Origin of the sequence: Nostoc sp., assembly GCF_036917975.1 — a bacterium.
Lineage (GTDB): Bacteria > Cyanobacteriota > Cyanobacteriia > Cyanobacteriales > Nostocaceae > Nostoc.
The window spans coordinates 635,475-654,284 of sequence record NZ_JBALEJ010000024.1 but is presented as its reverse complement, the minus strand read 5'-3'; the positions used below and the strand labels follow the sequence as shown (position 1 = coordinate 654,284).

The following is an 18,810-nucleotide window of genomic DNA, read 5'->3' as shown; positions in this document are numbered from 1 at the left end:
TAATTTTTTTTGACTCTAGTAAGTCTTTTAATCTTAAGACAACGATGCTCGTGATAGGGTCGTAGTGGAATCAACAATCTGACTAAATAGGAGAAAAGAATGTACGACACAGACAAGCGAAAGCTTCTATCTGCCTTGTCTCATGGAGCGATTTTTTTCAGCACAACTTTGGTATCAGTAAGTATACCTATTGCCATATTGCTCGTATCTGACGATCCTGTTGTTAAAGAAAATGCCAGAGAATCCATCAATTTCCACTTTAATGTCTGGCTTTATGGAGGAATTCTAGGAGCGTTGTTTTTTCTATTCGGTTGGTTAGTCTTACCTCTATTATTGCTGGGGCCGCTAGCCGGTCTAGGATACCTACTGCACTGGGGATTAACAATTTGGGCGCTCATCGGAGTTTTCAGCAATCCTGATATACCCTTCCGTTATCCTTATATTTTCCGGGTTTTTTAACACAAATTATCATTGGGCATGGGGCATTGATAATTGTCAGTTATTTGCTACCAAATACAAAATTTAATTAATTCGTAGCGAATTCTCTGCGTGCCTCTGCGTTTCCCTCTGCGCCACTTTGCGTTTAAATTTCAACCCTCAATTCGCCAATATTTTGCTAACAGACAGTCTTAATCATTTTGAATTTTGAATTGCTTCGTATGTTGTTTTTTTTCCAGTCCGTCGGATAGGTGCAACCAAGCTGTAGAATACAAAATTGCCCCACAACTTGATTAAGAGTAGGGCAAAGGACAGTTAAGCACTGTTTGTAGTCTGTCTGACGGCAGGAAAATTTTAGCCTGCTTTTGTGACGCTTTGTTTTGTGTCCATTTGCGTTGTTTTTCTTCATAAAATTTTATGTTTCCTACACATCGCCCCCGTCGTCTGCGTACTCATCCCCAACTGCGCCGGATGGTTCGTGAAACTGTTTTAACAACAAACGATTTAATCTACCCATTATTTGCCGTACCAGGTGAGGGAATTGCTAATGAGGTGAAATCCATGCCCGGTGTCTACCAACTTTCGGTAGATAAAATTGTTGAAGAAGCAAAAGAAGTTTATGACTTAGGAATTCCTTCGATTATTTTATTTGGGATTCCAGCTGATAAAGATGTGGATGCTACTGGTGCTTGGCATGATTGCGGTATCGTCCAGAAAGCGGCGACGGCGGTAAAAGCAGCAGTGCCAGATTTGGTTGTAATTGCTGATACTTGTTTATGTGAGTATACCAGCCACGGTCATTGTGGTTATTTACAAGTTGGTGATTTAACAGGACGAGTTTTAAATGACCCAACTCTGGAATTGTTAAAGAAAACAGCAGTTTCTCAAGCCAAAGCTGGTGCCGATATCATCGCGCCTTCGGGAATGATGGATGGGTTTGTGCAAGCAATTCGTCAGGGTTTAGATGAAGCCGGATTTCAAGATACACCGATTTTGTCTTATGCTGCTAAGTATGCTTCGGGTTATTATGGCCCATTTCGGGATGCAGCAGACTCGACGCCGCAATTTGGGGACAGAAGAACTTACCAAATGGACCCAGGTAACTCCCGCGAAGCAATTAAAGAGATTGAATTGGATATCGCTGAAGGTGCTGATATGCTGATGGTTAAGCCAGCCTTGGCATACATGGATATTATTTGGCGGGTGAAGGAAGCGAGTAACTTACCAGTTGCAGCTTACAATGTTTCTGGTGAGTATGCGATGGTAAAAGCTGCGGCGCTTAATGGTTGGATTGATGAAGAGCGGGTGGTTATGGAAACTTTAACTGGGTTTAAACGGGCTGGCGCAGATTTGATTTTGACTTATCATGCCAAAGATGCGGCGCGATGGTTAAAGTAGTTCTCGTTTCTGTGAGTGAGTAGGGGGCACGGCATGCCGTGCCCTTATACCAAGCGATATAACGTTGTATCGCATCTGAATGGGAACCGCTATAAAGTAGGGTAAACGATTGAATAGTAAGAATTTAAGGATTCTCACGCAGAAGCATCCAGACGTAGAGTTGTGTTTTGGTGTTTGGGTGTGAGATTTTTATATTTTGGGTTTGGCTGGTGCGAAATTCAAAAAAATTAACTAATCCGCGTGATACTTGTCATACATGTATTGCAAGTACGATAAAAGTTATGCTCAGTGTCAGGCTGGACGAAGAAACAGAACGGCAGCTAGCTGATATCTTGGCTCACGAGCAAACGGAAAAGAGTGAATTGATCCGACGCTTGATTGCTGAACGCTGGCTAACCTTACAAGCGGATAAAACTTTGGTTGAGAGGCGTGGTGGACACCCTGAACATCTGCTGCAAGATGCACCAACAGATTTATCGGAACGCTCAAACCGGAAGAAAGCGATCGCTCAATATCTCAACGAGCGCCACCAATGACTTACTATCCGCTTATACTCGTGGATAGCGGGTTCCTGCGGCGGGCTACGGCTACGCTACTTTGGACAGTGATTTTAATATTTATCGGCGTTATCGGAAAAAACCTTTTGAGCGGGTGTTTTAGGGATGCGATCGCAACTTCATAATAATTTTTTCAGCGTACACCACTAGCTAATATTCCTAAAATTTTATTGACATCTTTAAGATAATATTCACTTAAGTCTATCTGGATAGATTGCCCTTCTAATTTTAAAAATTGCCAAATACTTCCAGTGGTGACGGTTCCATAAATTACCAAATTTTCATTACCTGCTCGTTCGTTAAATATTCTTGCTGCTAGCATTTCGGCTACACATTGTCCCAAACCAGCAGGAATGTTTTCTTTTTTAGCTTCCACAATAATAATGACTGGTGCAGTGATAATTAGTCTTTCTGAAGAACGGGTAATTAGAAAATCACAGATTCCATTTAAACCTTGTGCTGTGTCAACATTGAATTCAACACCAGAGAACAAATTTATTTGGTCATTTAATTGTCGTCTCAAATCTAGTAATATTGGAGAAATAATCATCTCAGAGCGAGCTTTTTCACTATTACTAGCAATAGCTATAGGTAAATTATATTGAAGAATTTCTTTTAATAACTCACTACATTCTATATCAGGTATATTAGCAAAAATATCAGTTCTCTCAATAGTATTTATTTGAAAGCTTTGTTTGACTTTCTCTAAAGTAAAATCACTATATGCCATATCAGTATATGTTAGTGGTAAGACACAAAACTAGCTGCCTCTTGTCAGAGTAGGATACTTATTCATCTACCTTGGTTACTACTTATTCTGCTGTAGTTTCATCCTCAGAAATATCAACGCCCAATGGACTGGCTTCTCTGTGTCCCTGCGGTTTAAAAGTAATTTATCTAACCACAGAGGCGCAGAGAACACAGAGAAAAGGGAAATTCTTGTCCAAAAATTTCACTATGACTTACGCACTGTACAAATTAAGCATAATGTTAATTATGGTATTTAGTCGTTTCAGACGCTTACATAACCCTGATTGACTCTCATAGAAAGCGTAGGTGTAGCCAGTCGTAGACATCGCTAGCTGCTAAAGATTGCTGAAATATCCAAATCGCTGTAGTGCTTATGTACAAGGTGTAAGTTCTATGCGCTATTACTCGTGCGTTAAACGGGCGATCGCACTAAGGAAGCTGAAACGCTTTACAATATTGCAGTTACAGAATGCGATCGAGATAATCTTAACGCTGCACTGACCTAAATAGAAGCCACAATTCAAACCGAACCACAAAAGTTTAAAATGTGCTGTGCAGTGATTTGTGGTTGTTCCAAGTGTGGGAGATGACCGCAATCTTGAATCCAGGTGAGAATACTGTGTGGAATTGCCTTTTGAAACGTTGTGGCATCCTTAGTACCCAAAATTTTATCAGAATCACCCCACAAAATTAGCGTTTGTTGCACAATTTGTGATAAGATACCAGGTCTAAAAGCACTATAACCACCACTTTTAGTGAAAGTAATCAAAGCTTGATTCCAATTCGGACTTTGTAGATGCAATGCACCACAACACAGCGCATCGACAGAGGCGAGACTTTGATTTTTATATCCAATGCGGGAAACGCGATCGCGTACTTTCAAATTACTCAAAAACTGAGTTGCAAAATAATCCAACGGGGGAAACATTAATTTGCTCAATGGTGAACCACCCGCTAACCCTGCACTATCAATTAACACTAGCTTTTTTACTACTTCCGGGTATGTCAGCGTAAAATCAATCGCTGTCGCACCCCCCATCGAAGCACCCACTAAAATTACAGGTTGATTAATTAGGCTTTTCCAGAAATAATAAAGATGGGTTTTAATTGCAGTTGGGCTATAGGCAATTCCTGAGAGTCTATCTGTAAACCCAAAACCCAACAGATCCACTGCCCACGTTTCATTATCTTCAGAAAGTAGTGGTAAAAGGCGTCGAAATTCCAATACAGAACTGTCAAAACCGTGAATTAATAAAATCGGAGTTCCACCGCACCCTTGCTTGACAAACGTTGTAGTAACTGGTTGATTAGTTAAAGGAGTAGCGATCGCAGTGGTTTGAATACTCCTAGCTAGTGCGATCGAAGTAGGCTCTGTTAGTTGCTTGACTGCTGTCGGCAGAAAATTCGGAAACATAAATTTCAGTTTATCGTATTAGCTTACTTCCAGATATAGGTAATTTTGTTCAACAACACAATTACAAAAACTAATATGCTCAAGTATTATTTGTAATATATAAAATATAAACCAGCCGCGATCAAAATATTTTAACTCCCAACTCCTGTAGAGACGTGATTAATTGCGTCTCTACCCACTCGAACGAAATTTATAGATCCAAGAAAGTTTTCCAAAATGTCAAAATTGGGACAAAAGCCACGTACAATTAAAATCGCTTATCCCTTAATTCAGGAGCTAATGCCATGCCAATGGCGGTTGGCGTAATTGAAACTTTAGGTTTTCCTAGTGTCTTAGCAGCAGCAGATGCAATGGTCAAAGCTGCCGCAGTCACAATTGTGTATTATGGTCAAGCAGAAAGCGCTCGCTTGTTAGTCGCCGTTCGGGGACACGTTTCTGAAGTAAATAGAGCTGTTGAAGCCGGAATCGTAGCGGGAGAGCAAGTCAAAGCTGGTACAGTAATTACCTACTACATTGTTCCTAATCCCCCGGAAAATGTGGAAACCATATTACCAATCCATTTCACTGAAGAATCAGAACCTTTCCGTATCTTCTAAGCAATTTTGCTATCAAAATCTGTAGCGAAGCTTCGTACAATTAACTTGTAGCCACCATATCGTTTGTTTATACAGGAGATTAATAATGTCATTACAGGCAGTTGGAGCACTTGAAACAAAAGGTTTTCCGGCGGTGCTAGCAGCAGCAGATGCTATGGTAAAAGCTGGTCGAGTCACCCTCGTTGGTTATATCCGAGTAGGTAGCGCTCGCTTTACAGTTAATATTCGTGGCGATGTTTCTGAAGTAAAAGCCGCGATGGCTGCTGGTGTTGAAGCCGCAGAAAATGTTTATGGCGGTACCCTGGAATCGTGGGTGATTATTGCTCGTCCTCATGAAAACGTTGAAGCTGTTCTGCCAATTGGTTACACAGAACAAGTCCAACAGTATCGAGAATCTGTAGAAAATCCCATTGTTAGATCAAACAATCGATAGATTTAATCCCCTGTGGGTAAATTCAAAACGAAGAATGCCCATAAATAAATTTAAAGAGAAGTTTATTGTAAGGCTTCTGACCATCAAAACTTTCGAGCGTTGCAAACTTTTCTGTTTTTAGATTTTGCATAAGTTGAATTTTTAAGCAGAGGGAAAGCAACAGTTAGAGTCAATAGTCAAAATCAATATTGACTGTTGACTATTCATTCTTAGGAATATAAAAGTTTTAAGAATAACTTGCCAATAATTAGAGGCATAGTTGTGAATGAAGCTAGTTTACAGCTATTTTCAGGTAAATAGACCAGACGGTAGGGGCACAGCAATGCTCATTAGTGTCAACTTAAGCCCAAACCCTTTTAAAATCTCGTTTCCAGCCGGAGGCTGGAAATGCAACTCAAAAGCGGCTCTGCCGCGAGTCTTGAGGCGGAGCCTCAACGACGGGCATTCCCAGTCGGAGACTGGGAACGAGACAACGAGACAATATCTAAAAGCTGCTTCCAGGCTTGCTTTCACGTTAAGTTGACACCAATGAGCAATGCTGTACCCTTACGACAGATTTGGTTCAAATACATGAAAACTGCTGCAAAAAAGATAAATTTGCCTATCAATTTCTACTATCCACAATAGCGATCGCTGCGTAGCATACTGGAAGAAAGGTTTTCTAGATATCATAAAAAGTTAGAGTTAAGGCTTGATATTACTTAAAAAGAAGGGAATAAGCCCATTTCTCAGACGGGTTGGGGGATTTACTGAGTCCATACCTCAATCAACACAAATTATACTGAGATTCAACCAAGTATTTTACTACGTAATAATTTGGATAAGGTTGAAACTTATACGGGCGAAATAACGTCTAACATTGAGTTAGATTAGATATCATTCCTTGTATCTGTTACAAAATGTCAGATTTACCTGACCCATCTCGTGCAAAGGTTATATCTTCAACACTCTAGGCAGATTTCTATTCTCAGTCAAAAAACATAACTTTACAAAAAGTTTAAATTGGCAAAATCAACCCAAATGCTTGATTTACAAGGTTCTTGGATATTGTGAATTGAAAATAAAACATCAATGTAGAAATTTCTGCATAATTTTAGTGAACTAAGACGTAATAAAAGTAGAATCACTGAGCTATTTTCATGATTTTCATGAAATCAGGGGCAGCTGCCAGTTAAATAATTAAGTGGGACGAATGGGGGTTGTGATGCAAACTTCAAAATTGAGTTTAGAGGAATGCAATCTCACTATGACAACGGATGTGGAAAAACTGGCTATAGATTGGCAAAAGCGTTTGGCTGTGGAATGTCCAGACCAAAATGAAGCTGCTAGACAAAGCATTATTCTTTGGTTATTGGGATCTGACTCAAAACGGTTTGATCTGTTTAACCCTAAAGAACTCGAAATTGCCAAGCAAGCGATGGAATATCGCTGGAGGATTTTACGTCAACGCTACTTAGGGCTGGGGCGAGAACGTGCTTATCGCAACTTGATCGTGCGATTGGGGAGTTTAGTAACATTACGGAATAAGATTCAGACTTGGGTTTCCCTCAGCCGCGATCGCCAGCGCACTGTAATCGATGTGTTACAAGAAGTAATCCAAGAATTACTCCAAAGCGATAGCCAGATGCAACAGCAAATGGCTGATATTGCCAAATATACAACCGATAGACGATTAGGTGATGCTCTGCTGTTTGCCAGTTTAGAAGAATATTCTCTGCGCCCAGTACGCAATCAACCCTTATTAGCTTACCGATTTGTGAATTACTTGCGTCGCACTCAGCGCGGTGGTTTAACCCAAGTGCCTGGTCGTGACTTGATTAGACTAGTTTCAGAAGAAGTTCTTACAGACGACAGTGATAATCGAGTTAACTTAGTCGATAGTCAAGCGATCGCAGAATATCAAGAAACACAACAACTAGAGCAACAACAGGGGCTACGCCAGTCAGTACAAAAAGAATTTGAAAATTATTTACAAGAAAATCTGGGAACAGACGCAGTGGAATGGTTACGACTCTATCTGCAAGGTAAGTCCCAAGAAGAGATCGCCCAAAAACTGAATAAGCAGACTAAAGAAGTTTACCGTCTGCGAGAAAAAATTAGTTACCACGCTGTCCGTGTTTTTGCCCTCAAAGGTAAACCAGAACTCGTAGACAGCTGGCTCTCAATTTCCTTACAAGAACATAACTTAGGATTAACGCAAAACCAATGGCAGCAACTCGATGAAAAATTGACCCCTCTAGGGCGGCAGATTCTAGATTTGCGGAAAGCGGGTAATTCAATAGAAGCAATAGCCGAACAATTAAAACTCAAAACCCATCAAGTGTTAGGCGAATGGACAAAAATCTATCTTGCAGCCCAAGGTTTAAGAACCCAAGAGTAAGCTGTAGCCGAAGATGGGGACTGGGGACTGGGGACTGGGGGAGATGAGGATAAGAACCAATGCCCAATGCCCAACCCTCAGTATTATCCCTAGTCTATAATCTAAAATTTATACTCTACTTACGTTTACTTAAGTATATATAATTGAAATTTTAACAATCCAACAAAGTATCTTTATTAACTACCTACTAAATTCAAGGCAAAATATAATTGAACACCAATGCATCAAATCTATGTTGTCTTCAGAGGGTGAACTAAATGATACCGCAGCAAATGGACGGCAAATGCTAACTGCCACTCAAATGAAGTGGGAAGAAAAAGGCGATCGCGAGCAAATATTCCAACTAATTGATAGTCTTTTGTCTTTTGAAGCTTGCCTCTACCACCAGATTTTACCCTTTGGATTAGAAGGCAAAAACTTGTTGCTCGGTATGGTTTATCCACAAGATAGCGAGGCACTAGATTACGTTGGTCGCATTTTGTCTTCTATCAATTGCACAATGGTGATTGAAGCGATCGCAGCCGCCGCTCACCGCAGAATCCTATCAGCCTACCTCAACCATAAGAATACATCTCAGCTATATGCCAAACTTGTGCATCAGTTAACAGCAGACTCTTCTCCAACACATAGCCCAGCAAGCATTGCTGACACTGACACCTCAGAATCAAATCAGCAACCAGTATTGATGGTATTTCAGACACCAAAGCGTCAACATTCTGGGCAGAGGGTAGACTTGCCTCCTATTCCAGAGCTAGAGCAATCATCTGAAACTACGACGTTCTCGACTCCTATTTCCAGAACTCAGCAGGGAGAAACTTCCGAAGCCGCACCACCAAACAATTTACCAATTTTGCCCACACAGGCTTCCGAACTACTGAGTCCGATTGAGTTGCTACCAACACTGCCACCCAAGAAATTACTAGAAGAATTACTGGGACGAATCTTGGTTGGGGGAATTGGTCGGCTGTACTTAGAAAGACAAGCGTATGAAGGTAGGATACTGTGGAGTGACAATGGAATTTTACAGTCTGTATTAGACCAACTGCCGCTCTCGGTTTTCCAAGGAGTATTGAATGAATTAAAGCGGTTTGCTTCCCTGCCTGTCACCACGGTTGCAGAACCAAAACAGGTAGAAAAGGAATATGTATATCAAAAAAACCACTTATTATTACGCTTGCGAATCATGCCGGGAATCTACGGCGAAGAGGCAACACTCCAAGTATTGCGGGGAGCAGCCTTAAAATTCTATCAACAACAACAGTTGACCCATTTGAGCTGCGATGCCTTAGGAATTTCTCAGCAACTAAGCTTCAAGTTACACGAACTACAAGAACGGCTTTTACTGAATCCCGTCCTTGATTCTCAGCAATTAGAGGCTTTACTTACCCTGAATCAATTAGTGAAAAATTTAGACCAACAGATCAAAATACTCGCACTAGATAGCAATCTACCAACAAACAGTAAATCATCGGTCTGTAAGTGAAAACGCTGATTTCGATCGCATACATAATTGTTATGTTGTAATGGAATCCTAGACCGATCGAGCTTAGAGGTTCATCTTCAATAAATACAAATTTTGCGATCGTATTCTGAGTAAGATTACGGTTTTAAAAAAACTTATAGTAGCAAAGTTAGTTTCCGGCCCTTACATTAATTTGTTGCAAATATTTCATGTTAACTGAGGTTTTTAGTGAACTTTTCCCCTTAATGAGTACAGCCAATCCACAAACTTTGGAATGGCTGCTCAACGTTGCAATTGAACATGAATACCCATCTGGGCGAGCCGTTGTGATGGAAGATGCTTGGGGTAACGCAGTTTACTTCGTGGTTTCTGGTTGGGTCAAAGTCCGGCGTACCGTCGGGGAAGATTCAGTAGCTCTGGCAATTTTTGGTCGTGGCGATTTTTTTGGAGAAATGGCAATTTTAGATGAATCTCCACGCTCAACTGATGTCATTGCCCTTTCACCCGTGAAGTTACTTAGTATCTCCAGAGAGCGTTTTATTCAAATATTGTTTAAAGACCCGCAATTACATCACCGGATGTTGCAACTGATGGTGCGGCGATTGCGACAAATTAACCTGCGCTTACAAATGCGGTCTTCACCACCAGCAGTTAAACTCGCCCATACCCTAGTGACTTTAGGCGAAAGCTATGGTCAAGAATCAGACTTAGGAAGAGAAATTTTTAACATTCCCTTTAAAGATTTAGCAGAGGTGACAGAAATTGGTGTTGAAGAAACCACCAAAATCATGGAAAAGCTGCATGAAAAAGGGTGGATAAAGATTGATAGTGCCAACAACATCAATTATCTTGTGAACTTCAAACAGTTGATAAACTTAGCTGGCAAAGTGTGATTGCTTTATCCCGTCTAGCATTTTCATATTTGTAACTTTAGGTAGAACATCTTACTCACATCTATCATGCTGTTGTCGTCCCTCCTCAATACTGACGAAGATTTCCTCAAGAGTGATATCTCCTAATATTTGATCCCTATCTCGTGTGTAATCTCCACTACCGATCTCAAATTGCTGCATAAATCGCGCCATTCCCGCAGGGCCCAGAGCCTTAGTCAGGGCTTCTATTCCCAGTCGCCTAATCTCAGCCTGAGAAAGTTTAGTCACGTCTATCATCTGTTACCTCCATTACCCAATGAAGCGGGTTTTCTAATCTTACTTGTAACAAGTTCCTGCACCTTGCTGCCAGACGCAACATCCTATCATCAGTGGTTAGCAGAATATCCGCATTTCCCACTTCTGCACAAGCGATATGCAAAGCATCATAATTCTTAAACCCTAATTCATTCAGTTCTCGTGCACGGGATTTAACCTGTTCAGTTAAACTTACTTTGATGATTACAGAAGCAGTCCAAAGCTTTATCTGTCGTTTTCTATCAATGTCTGGAGTACGTTCAAGTTCGTTATCAATGGCTTCACTTACAAGCATTTGCCATTCACCTGTTTGACAATTAGCCAAAATCAGCCGTACCGCCTCAGCTTCCAAACGAATCCGTTCTTGTGTCTGGTCATCAAAAGGGCGATTCAGACAACAAACATCTAAATAAATTAAAAACTCCATGTGTACATCTTGCTCGGTATGATATTTAATCTGCAAGCATTTACCTAGTAATAACCAGCTATGACACAGAACTACCGCATTACTTTACTCCCTGGCGATGGCATTGGCCCTGAAATTATGGCAGTGGCGGTAGATGTGCTGAAAGTCGTAGGGAAGCAATTTGATATTCAGTTTGAATTCCAAGAAGCCCTCATTGGTGGTGCAGCAATTGATGCCACGGGAGAACCCCTACCATCTGCCACTCTAGAAACTTGCCGTAATAGTGATGCTGTGTTACTCGCCGCCATTGGTGGTTATAAGTGGGATTCTCTGCCATCTAATTTACGCCCAGAAGCAGGTTTGTTAGGACTACGTGCAGGTTTGGGATTATTTGCCAATTTACGCCCAGCGAAAATTTTGCCCCAGCTAATCGATGCCTCGACTTTGAAACGCGAAATTGTCGAAGGCGTGGATATTATGGTGGTGCGTGAACTCACTGGTGGGATTTACTTTGGTAAACCTAAAGGGATTTTTGCTACGGAAACGGGTGAAAAACGCGGTGTAAATACAATGGTTTACACCGAATCGGAAATTGAACGCATTGGACGGGTGGCTTTTGAGGCGGCTAAAAAACGCGGTGGAAAACTTTGTTCGGTGGATAAGGCGAACGTATTAGAAGTATCTCAGTTGTGGCGCGATCGCATCACTCAACTTTCTCAGGAATATCCAGATATCGAACTCTCTCATTTATATGTAGATAATGCTGCGATGCAGTTGGTACGCGCTCCCAAGCAGTTTGATACCATCGTCACAGGCAATTTGTTTGGCGATATTCTCTCTGATGCTGCTGCCATGCTCACAGGTAGTATTGGGATGTTACCCTCAGCTAGTTTAGGCGCTTCTGGGCCTGGTGTATTTGAACCAGTTCATGGTTCCGCCCCAGATATTGCCGGACTTGATAAGGCAAATCCTCTCGCACAAGTGTTGAGTGCGGCGATGATGTTGCGCTACGGTTTAGACCAACCAAAAGCGGCAGATAGCATCGAACAAGCCGTATTGCAAGTTTTAGAACAAGGCGATCGCACGGGAGATATAATTTCCCCAGGAAAAAATCTTTTAGGTTGCTGCGCTATGGGCGATGCGTTGATTAAAGTACTCGACCAACCTTAAAGTTATTGGGTGAAGATGGATGCCAGGCAGTAGGCAAAAGTTTTTCACTTTTGCCAAGACTGCAACTGACTCAACGCAAAACGTCTATTGAGGTTTCCTAGACTCCGAATTTTGGGCTAAATCCCCCTTCTCACGGAATTAGGAATTACGAATTGCGAATTTTAAAGTGCAACCTGGGCAATTTGGCAACCTTTGCTAAAAGTTTCGGGTAGACTAGAGGGAAATCTAGCAATCAAATAACAGTCGATAGTGTACGCATTACGACAAGGACAAACAACTTTTACCGCCCCAAAGAACCAGTCACCTTTGATTGATCCCGCCGTAATCAGAGCCGCTGGGCAGATTTACTATACTCACTGTGAAGTACATCCCGAAATAGCTGGGCAACCTTCCGGTGTAGCAATTAATCGCATGACTCATCGAGGTAAGGTTATTTTTACTAACCAACCAGTTCTATTACCTCAAGAATGTTTTGTGCCCTTGAGTCAAATTGAATCGCACATGTATTAGTTATTGGTCATTGGTCATTGGTCATTAGTCATTAATCATTAGTTCTGGACAAAGGACGAAAGATAAACGACAAATGACACAGGACAAATGACAAAGGACAAATGACTGTATGGACATTTTGTTCGCCATTCCGGCGAGTGTAATGGTCTTTGCTTTAGGTGCATCTATTGGTAGTTTTCTCAATGTTATTGTTTATCGGCTACCTGCTGGGTTGTCAATTCTCTGGCCGCCTTCTCGTTGTCCTAAGTGCTTAAACCAGCTAAAAGCTTACGACAATGTACCAGTTTTCGGCTGGATATACTTAAAAGGGCGATGTCGATATTGCAAAAGCAAAATTTCTGTCCGTTATCCTGTGGTAGAAGGGGTAACGGGCTTAATTTTTTTACTGATTTTTTTGGTATTTAAAGTATCGACTTTCACAATAGGCTATTGGGCTTTTTGTAGTTGGTTATTGGCGCTATCGCTCATCGACCTAGATACAATGACCCTACCTAATGCACTTACTCAGTCGGGTTTGGTGGTAGGAATTTTGTTTCAAATGGTAGTTGGTTTTTTACCAGAGGCTAGTTTTGTGGCATTGGTAAATCACCTGATGATGGCGATAGTTGGTGCAGTATTGGGTTTATGGCTGTTTGATGCGATCGCCCTATTGGGTTCAATTGCCTTTGGTAAAACTGCAATGGGGGCAGGTGACGCCAAGTTAGCAGCCATGATGGGAGCCTGGTTAGGCTGGAAATATTTGCTCTTGGCTAGTTTCATTGCCTGCCTGTTGGGAGCGTTAATTGGTAGCGGTGCTATGATGCGATCGCGACAAAGGTTAGGACAAAAGATCCCTTTTGGGCCTTTTCTGGCTTTAGGATCTGTTATTACCCTATTTAGCGGCGAAGCCATTTTATCTACCTACCTGCGGTTATTCTTTCCAGCATCTTGAAGAGGATAATAGCAATGCCCAATGCCCAATTCCCAATTCCCCATTCCTATTGACTTATACCCGTGGTGAATGCGCTACTCTTGTACTATGGTTTAGAGTAGAGTTAGCAATTAAGCTAAATAAAACTGCCAATGGTGTTTAATCCTGATTTTTTGAATGACAACTCCGAGGAACACCCTAATCAACTTCTTTCCGACCACTCTGAGGAATACCCCAATCAGTTACTCAAGTATCTACAGCATCAGTCTCCTGATGTTTTAGCTAGGATTGCTCAGTCTGCCAGCCCCGAAATTAAACAAATCATCTCGCAAAATGTTCAAGGGCTAGTGGGAATGCTCCCGGCAGAAAATTTTAACGTGCAAATCACAACAGATCGGGAGAACTTAGCTGGACTTCTAGCATCGGCAATGATGACAGGGTATTTTCTGCGCCAGATGGAACAAAGAATGCAGTTAGAGCATTTGTCTAATGGTCAATAATCAATAGTCAATAGTCAAACATTCTGGGACTATTGACTATTGATTATTTCCTTTCGGGATAAGCTCCTAATTTTACTTTGAAGGTTTGAATTTTACCGCTGCGGTTGACTTCGAGTGCTATTATGTCCCCAACTTTGCTGGACTCTACTAACCTCTGAACTTGGGCTGAGGTTTTGACTGGTTTACTGTTAACTTTTTGAATCACGTCTCCAGGAAGCAATGCTCCAAGCTTGGCTGGGGAATCGTCTGTTACGCCTTTAATGACAATCCCCGCATCCTGCTGAATGTTCAGTTGATTATCTTGATTAATCTGCTGTCTTCTGATGGGAGAAAGGTCTGCCATTTCAATACCCAAAAAGGGATGTTCCACATACCCTTTGGTAAAAAGCTCATTGGCAACGCGGGCGGCGGTTTCAATAGGGATGGCGAAACCGAGTCCTTGGGCATCAGCGCGGATGGCAGTGTTAATACCAATGACTTCACCTTGAGCGTTTAACAAGGGGCCACCAGAATTACCAGGGTTAATCGCGGCATCAGTTTGGATAAAGCTAACTCGCTTATCTGGGACACCAACTTGAGTGCTGGTGCGATCGGTAGCGCTGATAATGCCCATAGTCACAGTATTATCTAAACCTAGAGGATTGCCAATTGCGATCGCCCATTCTCCTGGAATCAGGTTTTGCGAATTGCCCAGTTTCACCGTTGGCAAATCATTCGCTTGTATTTTCACCACCGCCACATCTGTCACAGAATCAACTCCCACCACCTTTCCCTCTAAACTCCGACCATCCTTGAGGGTAACTTGTACTGTATCTGTATCTGCTACCACATGAGCATTGGTGATTAATTCTCCATCTTTGCTTAAAATAAATCCCGATCCGGTACCGCGCTCAATGCGTTCTTCAGGAATTGGTTGATCATCTTCTCCAAAAAATCGTCGTAAGAGGGGATTTTTCAACGCGTCAGAGATAGGATTAGCTACTTTGCGAGTGGCATTAATTCGCACCACAGCCGGGCCAACTTTTTGCACTGCCATCGCAATAAAATTCACATTATCGCCCCCAGTAGCACCAGTTGCTCCATTTGGAGAATTCGGAATTACGGATTCTGGAGGCGAAGACATCGTTACATTTTTTAACTGTTGGAACGATTGGTTTTGTGGCAGGAGATAGTGACTGCCAAACAAGCCTGCACCACCGCCAATCACTAGTAAAAATACATAAACCGCCAGTTGCTTTAAGGATAACTTCATAATTTTTTTACTCAAGGACAGCAATGCAGTTGCTAATTTCTAAGTGTAGTCAAGCTAACGGCAAGTGGACAGATCAATTTACGAGAAATTGGGGACTGGGGACTGGGGATTGGGGACTGGGGATTGGGGACTGGGGACTGGGGACTGGGGATTGGGGACTGGGGACTGGGGACTGGGGATTGGGGACTGGGGACTGGGGATTGGGGATTGAATATTAGAAAACTCTTTTCTAAACCTCGTCCATGTTGAAACCTGGAGTTTTGAATTATTCTGTTGTGTCATTGCGACATTCGCTCTTAGCGTTCCCGCATGGTAAAAAACTACAGTTCTCAAGTTAGACGAGGTTTAGTCCCTATTTCTTAGTTCCCACTTCCGATCTCCTAGTCCCTAGTCCCCAATACCCAGTCCCCAGTCCCTAGTCCCCAATCCCCACTTTTCCCATCTAAAATCTAAAGTTAATGCGCTATTGACCTTTATACATGACTTTACTCTTTCGTCAACTGTTTCTCTGTAGCTTAGTTAGCGCCTTGGGACTAGTAAGCATACTGCCATACTCGAATAGTGCTAACGCTGCTGTCGGTGGTTGCCCAACTCCAGCTTTATCTCGCTTCCAACGCCATAAAGTTGTTCGCGGTGAAACTTTGGAGAGCATAGCGCAGCGCTACAATCTCATTCCTACAACTATTATTGGCATGAATCCAACTTTGCAGAATGGTGGGATCGCAGCCGTTGGGAGTGTGCTTCAAATTCCTCCCTACAACGGGATTGTAGTCGAAGTACCTCGTGGTGAAACTTGGCGACAAGTGGCGGCACAATACAAAGTTCGTGCTGATATCCTTTTTGAGGTGAATGGCTGCCAACCAGACCCCAGAATCGTATTTGTTCCGGGGGTAAATTGGTCGCCCAATGGTGTTGTAACTAAGTCCCCTTTACCTACTGATGCAGGTACGCTAAACCGTGCATCCCTGTCTGGATATCCCTTGGCACAAGTGGCTACTGTGGGATTAGCTTACGGCTGGCAAATTAATCCTGCGACAGGTGAAGTTTTCTTCCATAGTGGTGTTGACTTATTAGCACCAGTTGGTACAAATGTGTTAGCGATCGCACCTGGAACCGTAGCCTTTGCCAGCGATCAAGGTTCTTATGGCAAGTTGGTCATTATTAACCACAGTGGCGGACTCCAAAGCCGCTATGCCCAGCTTGACAGTATTAAAGTTACTGTCGGTCAGCAAGTGAAAAAAGGAGACTTACTAGGAACAGTAGGCACTACTGGAAAACCAAGTTCCACTCAACCGCATCTCCATTTTGAAGTGCGTTCTAGCTCATCTCTGGGTTGGGTAGCAGAAGATCCAAAGAGTTATTTGAAGAAATGAGATTTGTTTTGAAACGCAGAGGAACGCAAAGGGAAACGCAACGGAACGCGGAGGAAATCTCTGTGTTCCTCTGCGAAACCTTTGCGATCCTTTGCGTTAAAAAAATGCTATGGATTCGCTAGATTTTACGATGTGCATTCCTGCCTCTGCAAACCTTGTAAATGCGGCATCTGCCTGTTCTGTGTAGTCTACAACACCAGGAACAACAACAGGAGAAGTGCAATCTTCTAGCAGATAGATTTTTTTCGCCAGGGTAGCATCTACCTGTTTAATTTCTGTTAATAAATCGTCGATTGTCCAGGCGACGCAATGACTTTTAGCTTGACCACCAATAATTACTGCATCATATTCTAAAAGTTGTTTAATCAGGCGCGTGTTCTTTTGAGCAAGTGGACGTTGTTCAAAATCTTCTAACACCTCTGGACGTAAGATGGAATAGTTTTCTGTTAAAGGATTTTCGCCTTTGATTTCAAATTGGGTTTGACTCTCACGTGCAATGCCGTGGAAAAATATTGCTTCTTCTACCGATGAAACTAGAGCATGACCAATACCACCCAACATAGAATGATAAGGCCAAACAGTGAGGGGATATTTACCGTCTTGACTAAGTTTTTTAAGGTAATGGTAAGCGTGTTTTTCTAATAATTCATAATCCCCATTAGTAACGCTGTCGGCAACTGCTGGGTTAACTTTCCAAATACCTTGTTCAATATCTGCTGGTGTGATGCTAGTCGCTGCTGGAGTAGGATGTTCTCCCGCAGCGTTTACCCAAAAGATTGGATGGAAGATTTGCGTTGCTGTGTGAGTATCTAGAGTTGGTACAATTTTCGTGATTATTCCCAAGTTTCGATAGATAAACTCACATAATCTGACATTATCATCCACCGCCGCATTACCAGATTTTCCACCTACAAATAATTCAAAGCCGGGGATACAGAAGGTATTCTGGACATCAATTAATAGTAAGCAAATGTTGGTTTTGTCTAAAGATGCAGGTTTGATATCGTGTTGTTTTGCCCAGATTTCAGCTTCATCGGCACGTTCTTGGTAAGATACGCGCCAGACTTTGCCCACTTCTTCAGGGTTAAAGTGTGGAGGAATGGGTAGTTGGGTTATTATTTGGGTGTTCATCTAATAATAAGTCATCTCGTCGCTGTTGTTTGAGGCGCTTTTGGATAATATCTACAAGAATAGCCTGAGCTTCTGGATCTAATGCTTCTACCGCTTCTATGGCTTTCTGGAATGTAGATGTTTTTTCTAACATGGGCGTCAAAGAATTTAGTGATAAGTCTAATTTAGCTGGTGGGATGTGTAATCTGTTTATTCAATAGTATATTTGTATTATGAAAACAAAAATTTAGCGATCGCACTCTAGGTAGTTACAAAGGTGATGCCTGTGGCGGGCTGCGCCAACGCAGTTGCATCATGTATGAAAATGTGAAAGCGGTAAGGCATTTTTGCACATTTGGGATGCTCGCGATTTTTAGTTGTTCACAATCTATAAACATCACTACGATGCTTTACTTTGACCACCGTGACTAATAATAAACCATCTTGTATTTCGTAAATAATTCGATATTTTCCCAATCTTACTCTATATAAATTATCAGAACCTTCTAATTATTTCACACCATCAGGACGAGGCTCAAAAGCAAGTTCTTCCAATTTAGCAACCACTTTTTGTTGAACATCATAGGGTAATTTTTTTATCTGTCTTTTTGCAGCCGGAGCAATTTCTACTTCGTAACTCACAAACCTAATTCCCTTTTGAGTTCACCCAAGGAAATCGTACCAACCTCTTGTGCTTCTTTTAATGCAGCTTTTGCATCTTCTAAATCTTCTTTATCTTCTTTAGCTTTCAAAAAAAGTAAAAAGTCCAGAACCTCGTATATAATTTCTTCTGGTACATTTTCTATCTCTTCAATTATTTTCTGTTTGGCATTCATAAATTCCGCTTTATGCTGGTTGACTCTATTATAAGATGATGGCTATTGAAGTCTTGCTATACTAAAAACGGATGATTGCTAGACTTTTGCCCAGGCAAAAATCTTTGTATATCAATACTCTTGGCGAT

Annotated in this window: 24 protein-coding genes and 1 pseudogene; 15 read left to right on the top strand and 10 right to left on the bottom strand. The window is 41.8% G+C overall.

Translation table 11 applies throughout. The annotated features are described in order from the left end of the window. Positions 1–99 precede the first annotated feature (99 nt). The 3 genes from V7K76_RS11455 (at position 100) to V7K76_RS11445 (ending at position 2,372) form a co-directional block, all read left to right on the top strand. Positions 100–459, top strand: a complete 360-nt coding sequence (locus V7K76_RS11455) for a DUF4870 domain-containing protein (RefSeq protein WP_334708886.1) — start codon at positions 100–102, stop codon at positions 457–459. 396 nt (positions 460–855) lie between these two features. Beyond that, positions 856–1,836, top strand: a complete 981-nt coding sequence (hemB, locus tag V7K76_RS11450; protein ID WP_334775087.1) for a porphobilinogen synthase — start codon at positions 856–858, stop codon at positions 1,834–1,836. A 281-nt stretch (positions 1,837–2,117) separates the two neighbouring features. Further along, on the top strand, positions 2,118–2,372 hold the full coding sequence (locus V7K76_RS11445) for a hypothetical protein (RefSeq protein ID WP_334775088.1): 255 nt from the start codon (positions 2,118–2,120) through the stop codon (positions 2,370–2,372). A gap of 154 nt (positions 2,373–2,526) precedes the next feature. On the opposite strand, the gene V7K76_RS11440 is transcribed toward V7K76_RS11445, so the two are convergent. Beyond that, the gene (locus V7K76_RS11440) at positions 2,527–3,123 is read right to left on the bottom strand and encodes a hypothetical protein (RefSeq protein ID WP_334775090.1); all 597 of its coding nucleotides are present in this window, start codon (positions 3,121–3,123) and stop codon (positions 2,527–2,529) included. A gap of 540 nt (positions 3,124–3,663) precedes the next feature. Further along, positions 3,664–4,557, bottom strand: a complete 894-nt coding sequence (locus V7K76_RS11435; RefSeq protein ID WP_334775091.1) for an alpha/beta fold hydrolase — start codon at positions 4,555–4,557, stop codon at positions 3,664–3,666. 284 nt (positions 4,558–4,841) lie between these two features. Between V7K76_RS11435 and V7K76_RS11430 the strand changes: the two genes are divergently transcribed. The 6 genes from V7K76_RS11430 (at position 4,842) to V7K76_RS11405 (ending at position 10,321) form a co-directional block, all read left to right on the top strand. Beyond that, on the top strand, positions 4,842–5,153 hold the full coding sequence (locus V7K76_RS11430; RefSeq protein ID WP_334775092.1) for a BMC domain-containing protein: 312 nt from the start codon (positions 4,842–4,844) through the stop codon (positions 5,151–5,153). An 85-nt stretch (positions 5,154–5,238) separates the two neighbouring features. Continuing rightward, positions 5,239–5,586 (top strand): carbon dioxide-concentrating mechanism protein CcmK, encoded by a 348-nt coding sequence (locus V7K76_RS11425; RefSeq protein ID WP_334775093.1) that lies wholly within the window; start codon positions 5,239–5,241, stop codon positions 5,584–5,586. 387 nt (positions 5,587–5,973) lie between these two features. Beyond that, positions 5,974–6,213, top strand: a complete 240-nt coding sequence (locus V7K76_RS11420; protein ID WP_334775094.1) for a hypothetical protein — start codon at positions 5,974–5,976, stop codon at positions 6,211–6,213. A gap of 565 nt (positions 6,214–6,778) precedes the next feature. Further along, complete coding sequence (locus V7K76_RS11415; RefSeq protein WP_334952950.1) at positions 6,779–7,966, top strand: HetZ-related protein 2; 1,188 nt, start codon at positions 6,779–6,781, stop codon at positions 7,964–7,966. Between the two features lie 232 nt (positions 7,967–8,198). After that, positions 8,199–9,449 (top strand): pilus assembly protein PilB, encoded by a 1,251-nt coding sequence (locus tag V7K76_RS11410; RefSeq protein WP_334952952.1) that lies wholly within the window; start codon positions 8,199–8,201, stop codon positions 9,447–9,449. 188 nt (positions 9,450–9,637) lie between these two features. Further along, complete coding sequence (locus V7K76_RS11405; RefSeq protein WP_334775097.1) at positions 9,638–10,321, top strand: Crp/Fnr family transcriptional regulator; 684 nt, start codon at positions 9,638–9,640, stop codon at positions 10,319–10,321. Positions 10,322–10,372: 51 nt separating this feature from the next. Here V7K76_RS11405 and V7K76_RS11400 read toward each other — a convergent pair whose 3' ends face one another. Both V7K76_RS11400 and V7K76_RS11395 read right to left on the bottom strand, forming a co-directional pair. After that, positions 10,373–10,597 carry a hypothetical protein gene (locus V7K76_RS11400; protein ID WP_334775098.1) on the bottom strand — a complete coding sequence of 75 codons (225 nt, stop codon included), beginning with the start codon at positions 10,595–10,597 and terminating at the stop codon, positions 10,373–10,375. Continuing rightward, positions 10,581–11,078 carry a PIN domain-containing protein gene (locus V7K76_RS11395; protein ID WP_334775099.1) on the bottom strand — a complete coding sequence of 166 codons (498 nt, stop codon included), beginning with the start codon at positions 11,076–11,078 and terminating at the stop codon, positions 10,581–10,583. The genes V7K76_RS11400 and V7K76_RS11395 overlap by 17 nt, the downstream gene beginning before the upstream one ends. Positions 11,079–11,102: 24 nt before the next feature. Here V7K76_RS11395 and leuB point away from each other — a divergent pair, with 24 nt between their 5' ends. From leuB to V7K76_RS11375, 4 genes are all read left to right on the top strand, one after another. After that, on the top strand, positions 11,103–12,191 hold the full coding sequence (gene leuB / locus V7K76_RS11390; RefSeq protein ID WP_334775100.1) for a 3-isopropylmalate dehydrogenase: 1,089 nt from the start codon (positions 11,103–11,105) through the stop codon (positions 12,189–12,191). A 249-nt stretch (positions 12,192–12,440) separates the two neighbouring features. Next, entirely contained in the window at positions 12,441–12,701 is a 261-nt protein-coding gene (locus V7K76_RS11385) for a hypothetical protein (RefSeq protein WP_334775101.1), read from the top strand. Between the two features lie 109 nt (positions 12,702–12,810). Continuing rightward, positions 12,811–13,632 carry a prepilin peptidase gene (locus V7K76_RS11380; RefSeq protein WP_334775102.1) on the top strand — a complete coding sequence of 274 codons (822 nt, stop codon included), beginning with the start codon at positions 12,811–12,813 and terminating at the stop codon, positions 13,630–13,632. 131 nt (positions 13,633–13,763) lie between these two features. After that, complete coding sequence (locus tag V7K76_RS11375; RefSeq protein ID WP_104908394.1) at positions 13,764–14,111, top strand: DUF760 domain-containing protein; 348 nt, start codon at positions 13,764–13,766, stop codon at positions 14,109–14,111. A 43-nt stretch (positions 14,112–14,154) separates the two neighbouring features. Here V7K76_RS11375 and V7K76_RS11370 read toward each other — a convergent pair whose 3' ends face one another. After that, entirely contained in the window at positions 14,155–15,363 is a 1,209-nt protein-coding gene (locus V7K76_RS11370) for an HhoA/HhoB/HtrA family serine endopeptidase (RefSeq protein ID WP_334775103.1), read from the bottom strand. Positions 15,364–15,386: 23 nt separating this feature from the next. Between V7K76_RS11370 and V7K76_RS11365 the strand changes: the two genes are divergently transcribed. Both V7K76_RS11365 and V7K76_RS11360 read left to right on the top strand, forming a co-directional pair. Continuing rightward, positions 15,387–15,581 carry a hypothetical protein gene (locus V7K76_RS11365; RefSeq protein ID WP_334775104.1) on the top strand — a complete coding sequence of 65 codons (195 nt, stop codon included), beginning with the start codon at positions 15,387–15,389 and terminating at the stop codon, positions 15,579–15,581. 261 nt (positions 15,582–15,842) lie between these two features. Continuing rightward, positions 15,843–16,736 (top strand): LysM peptidoglycan-binding domain-containing M23 family metallopeptidase, encoded by an 894-nt coding sequence (locus V7K76_RS11360; RefSeq protein ID WP_334775105.1) that lies wholly within the window; start codon positions 15,843–15,845, stop codon positions 16,734–16,736. A 96-nt stretch (positions 16,737–16,832) separates the two neighbouring features. Here the strand turns inward: V7K76_RS11360 and V7K76_RS11355 are convergent, their stop codons facing one another. The 5 genes and pseudogenes from V7K76_RS11355 to V7K76_RS11335 form a co-directional block, all read right to left on the bottom strand. Further along, positions 16,833–17,867, bottom strand: a complete 1,035-nt coding sequence (locus V7K76_RS11355) for an isochorismatase (RefSeq protein WP_334775106.1) — start codon at positions 17,865–17,867, stop codon at positions 16,833–16,835. Further along, complete coding sequence (locus V7K76_RS11350; RefSeq protein WP_334775107.1) at positions 17,821–18,000, bottom strand: hypothetical protein; 180 nt, start codon at positions 17,998–18,000, stop codon at positions 17,821–17,823. Before V7K76_RS11350 ends, V7K76_RS11355 begins: the two co-directional genes overlap by 47 nt. A gap of 227 nt (positions 18,001–18,227) precedes the next feature. After that, positions 18,228–18,332, bottom strand: a pseudogene (locus tag V7K76_RS11345) (type II toxin-antitoxin system RelE family toxin); the annotation flags it as partial. 24 nt (positions 18,333–18,356) lie between these two features. After that, positions 18,357–18,488, bottom strand: coding sequence for a type II toxin-antitoxin system RelE family toxin (locus V7K76_RS11340; protein WP_334775108.1), 132 nt, complete (start codon positions 18,486–18,488; stop codon positions 18,357–18,359). Further along, the gene (locus V7K76_RS11335) at positions 18,485–18,682 is read right to left on the bottom strand and encodes a DUF2281 domain-containing protein (protein WP_099066453.1); all 198 of its coding nucleotides are present in this window, start codon (positions 18,680–18,682) and stop codon (positions 18,485–18,487) included. The genes V7K76_RS11340 and V7K76_RS11335 overlap by 4 nt, the downstream gene beginning before the upstream one ends. Between the last annotated feature and the right edge of the window lie 128 nt (positions 18,683–18,810).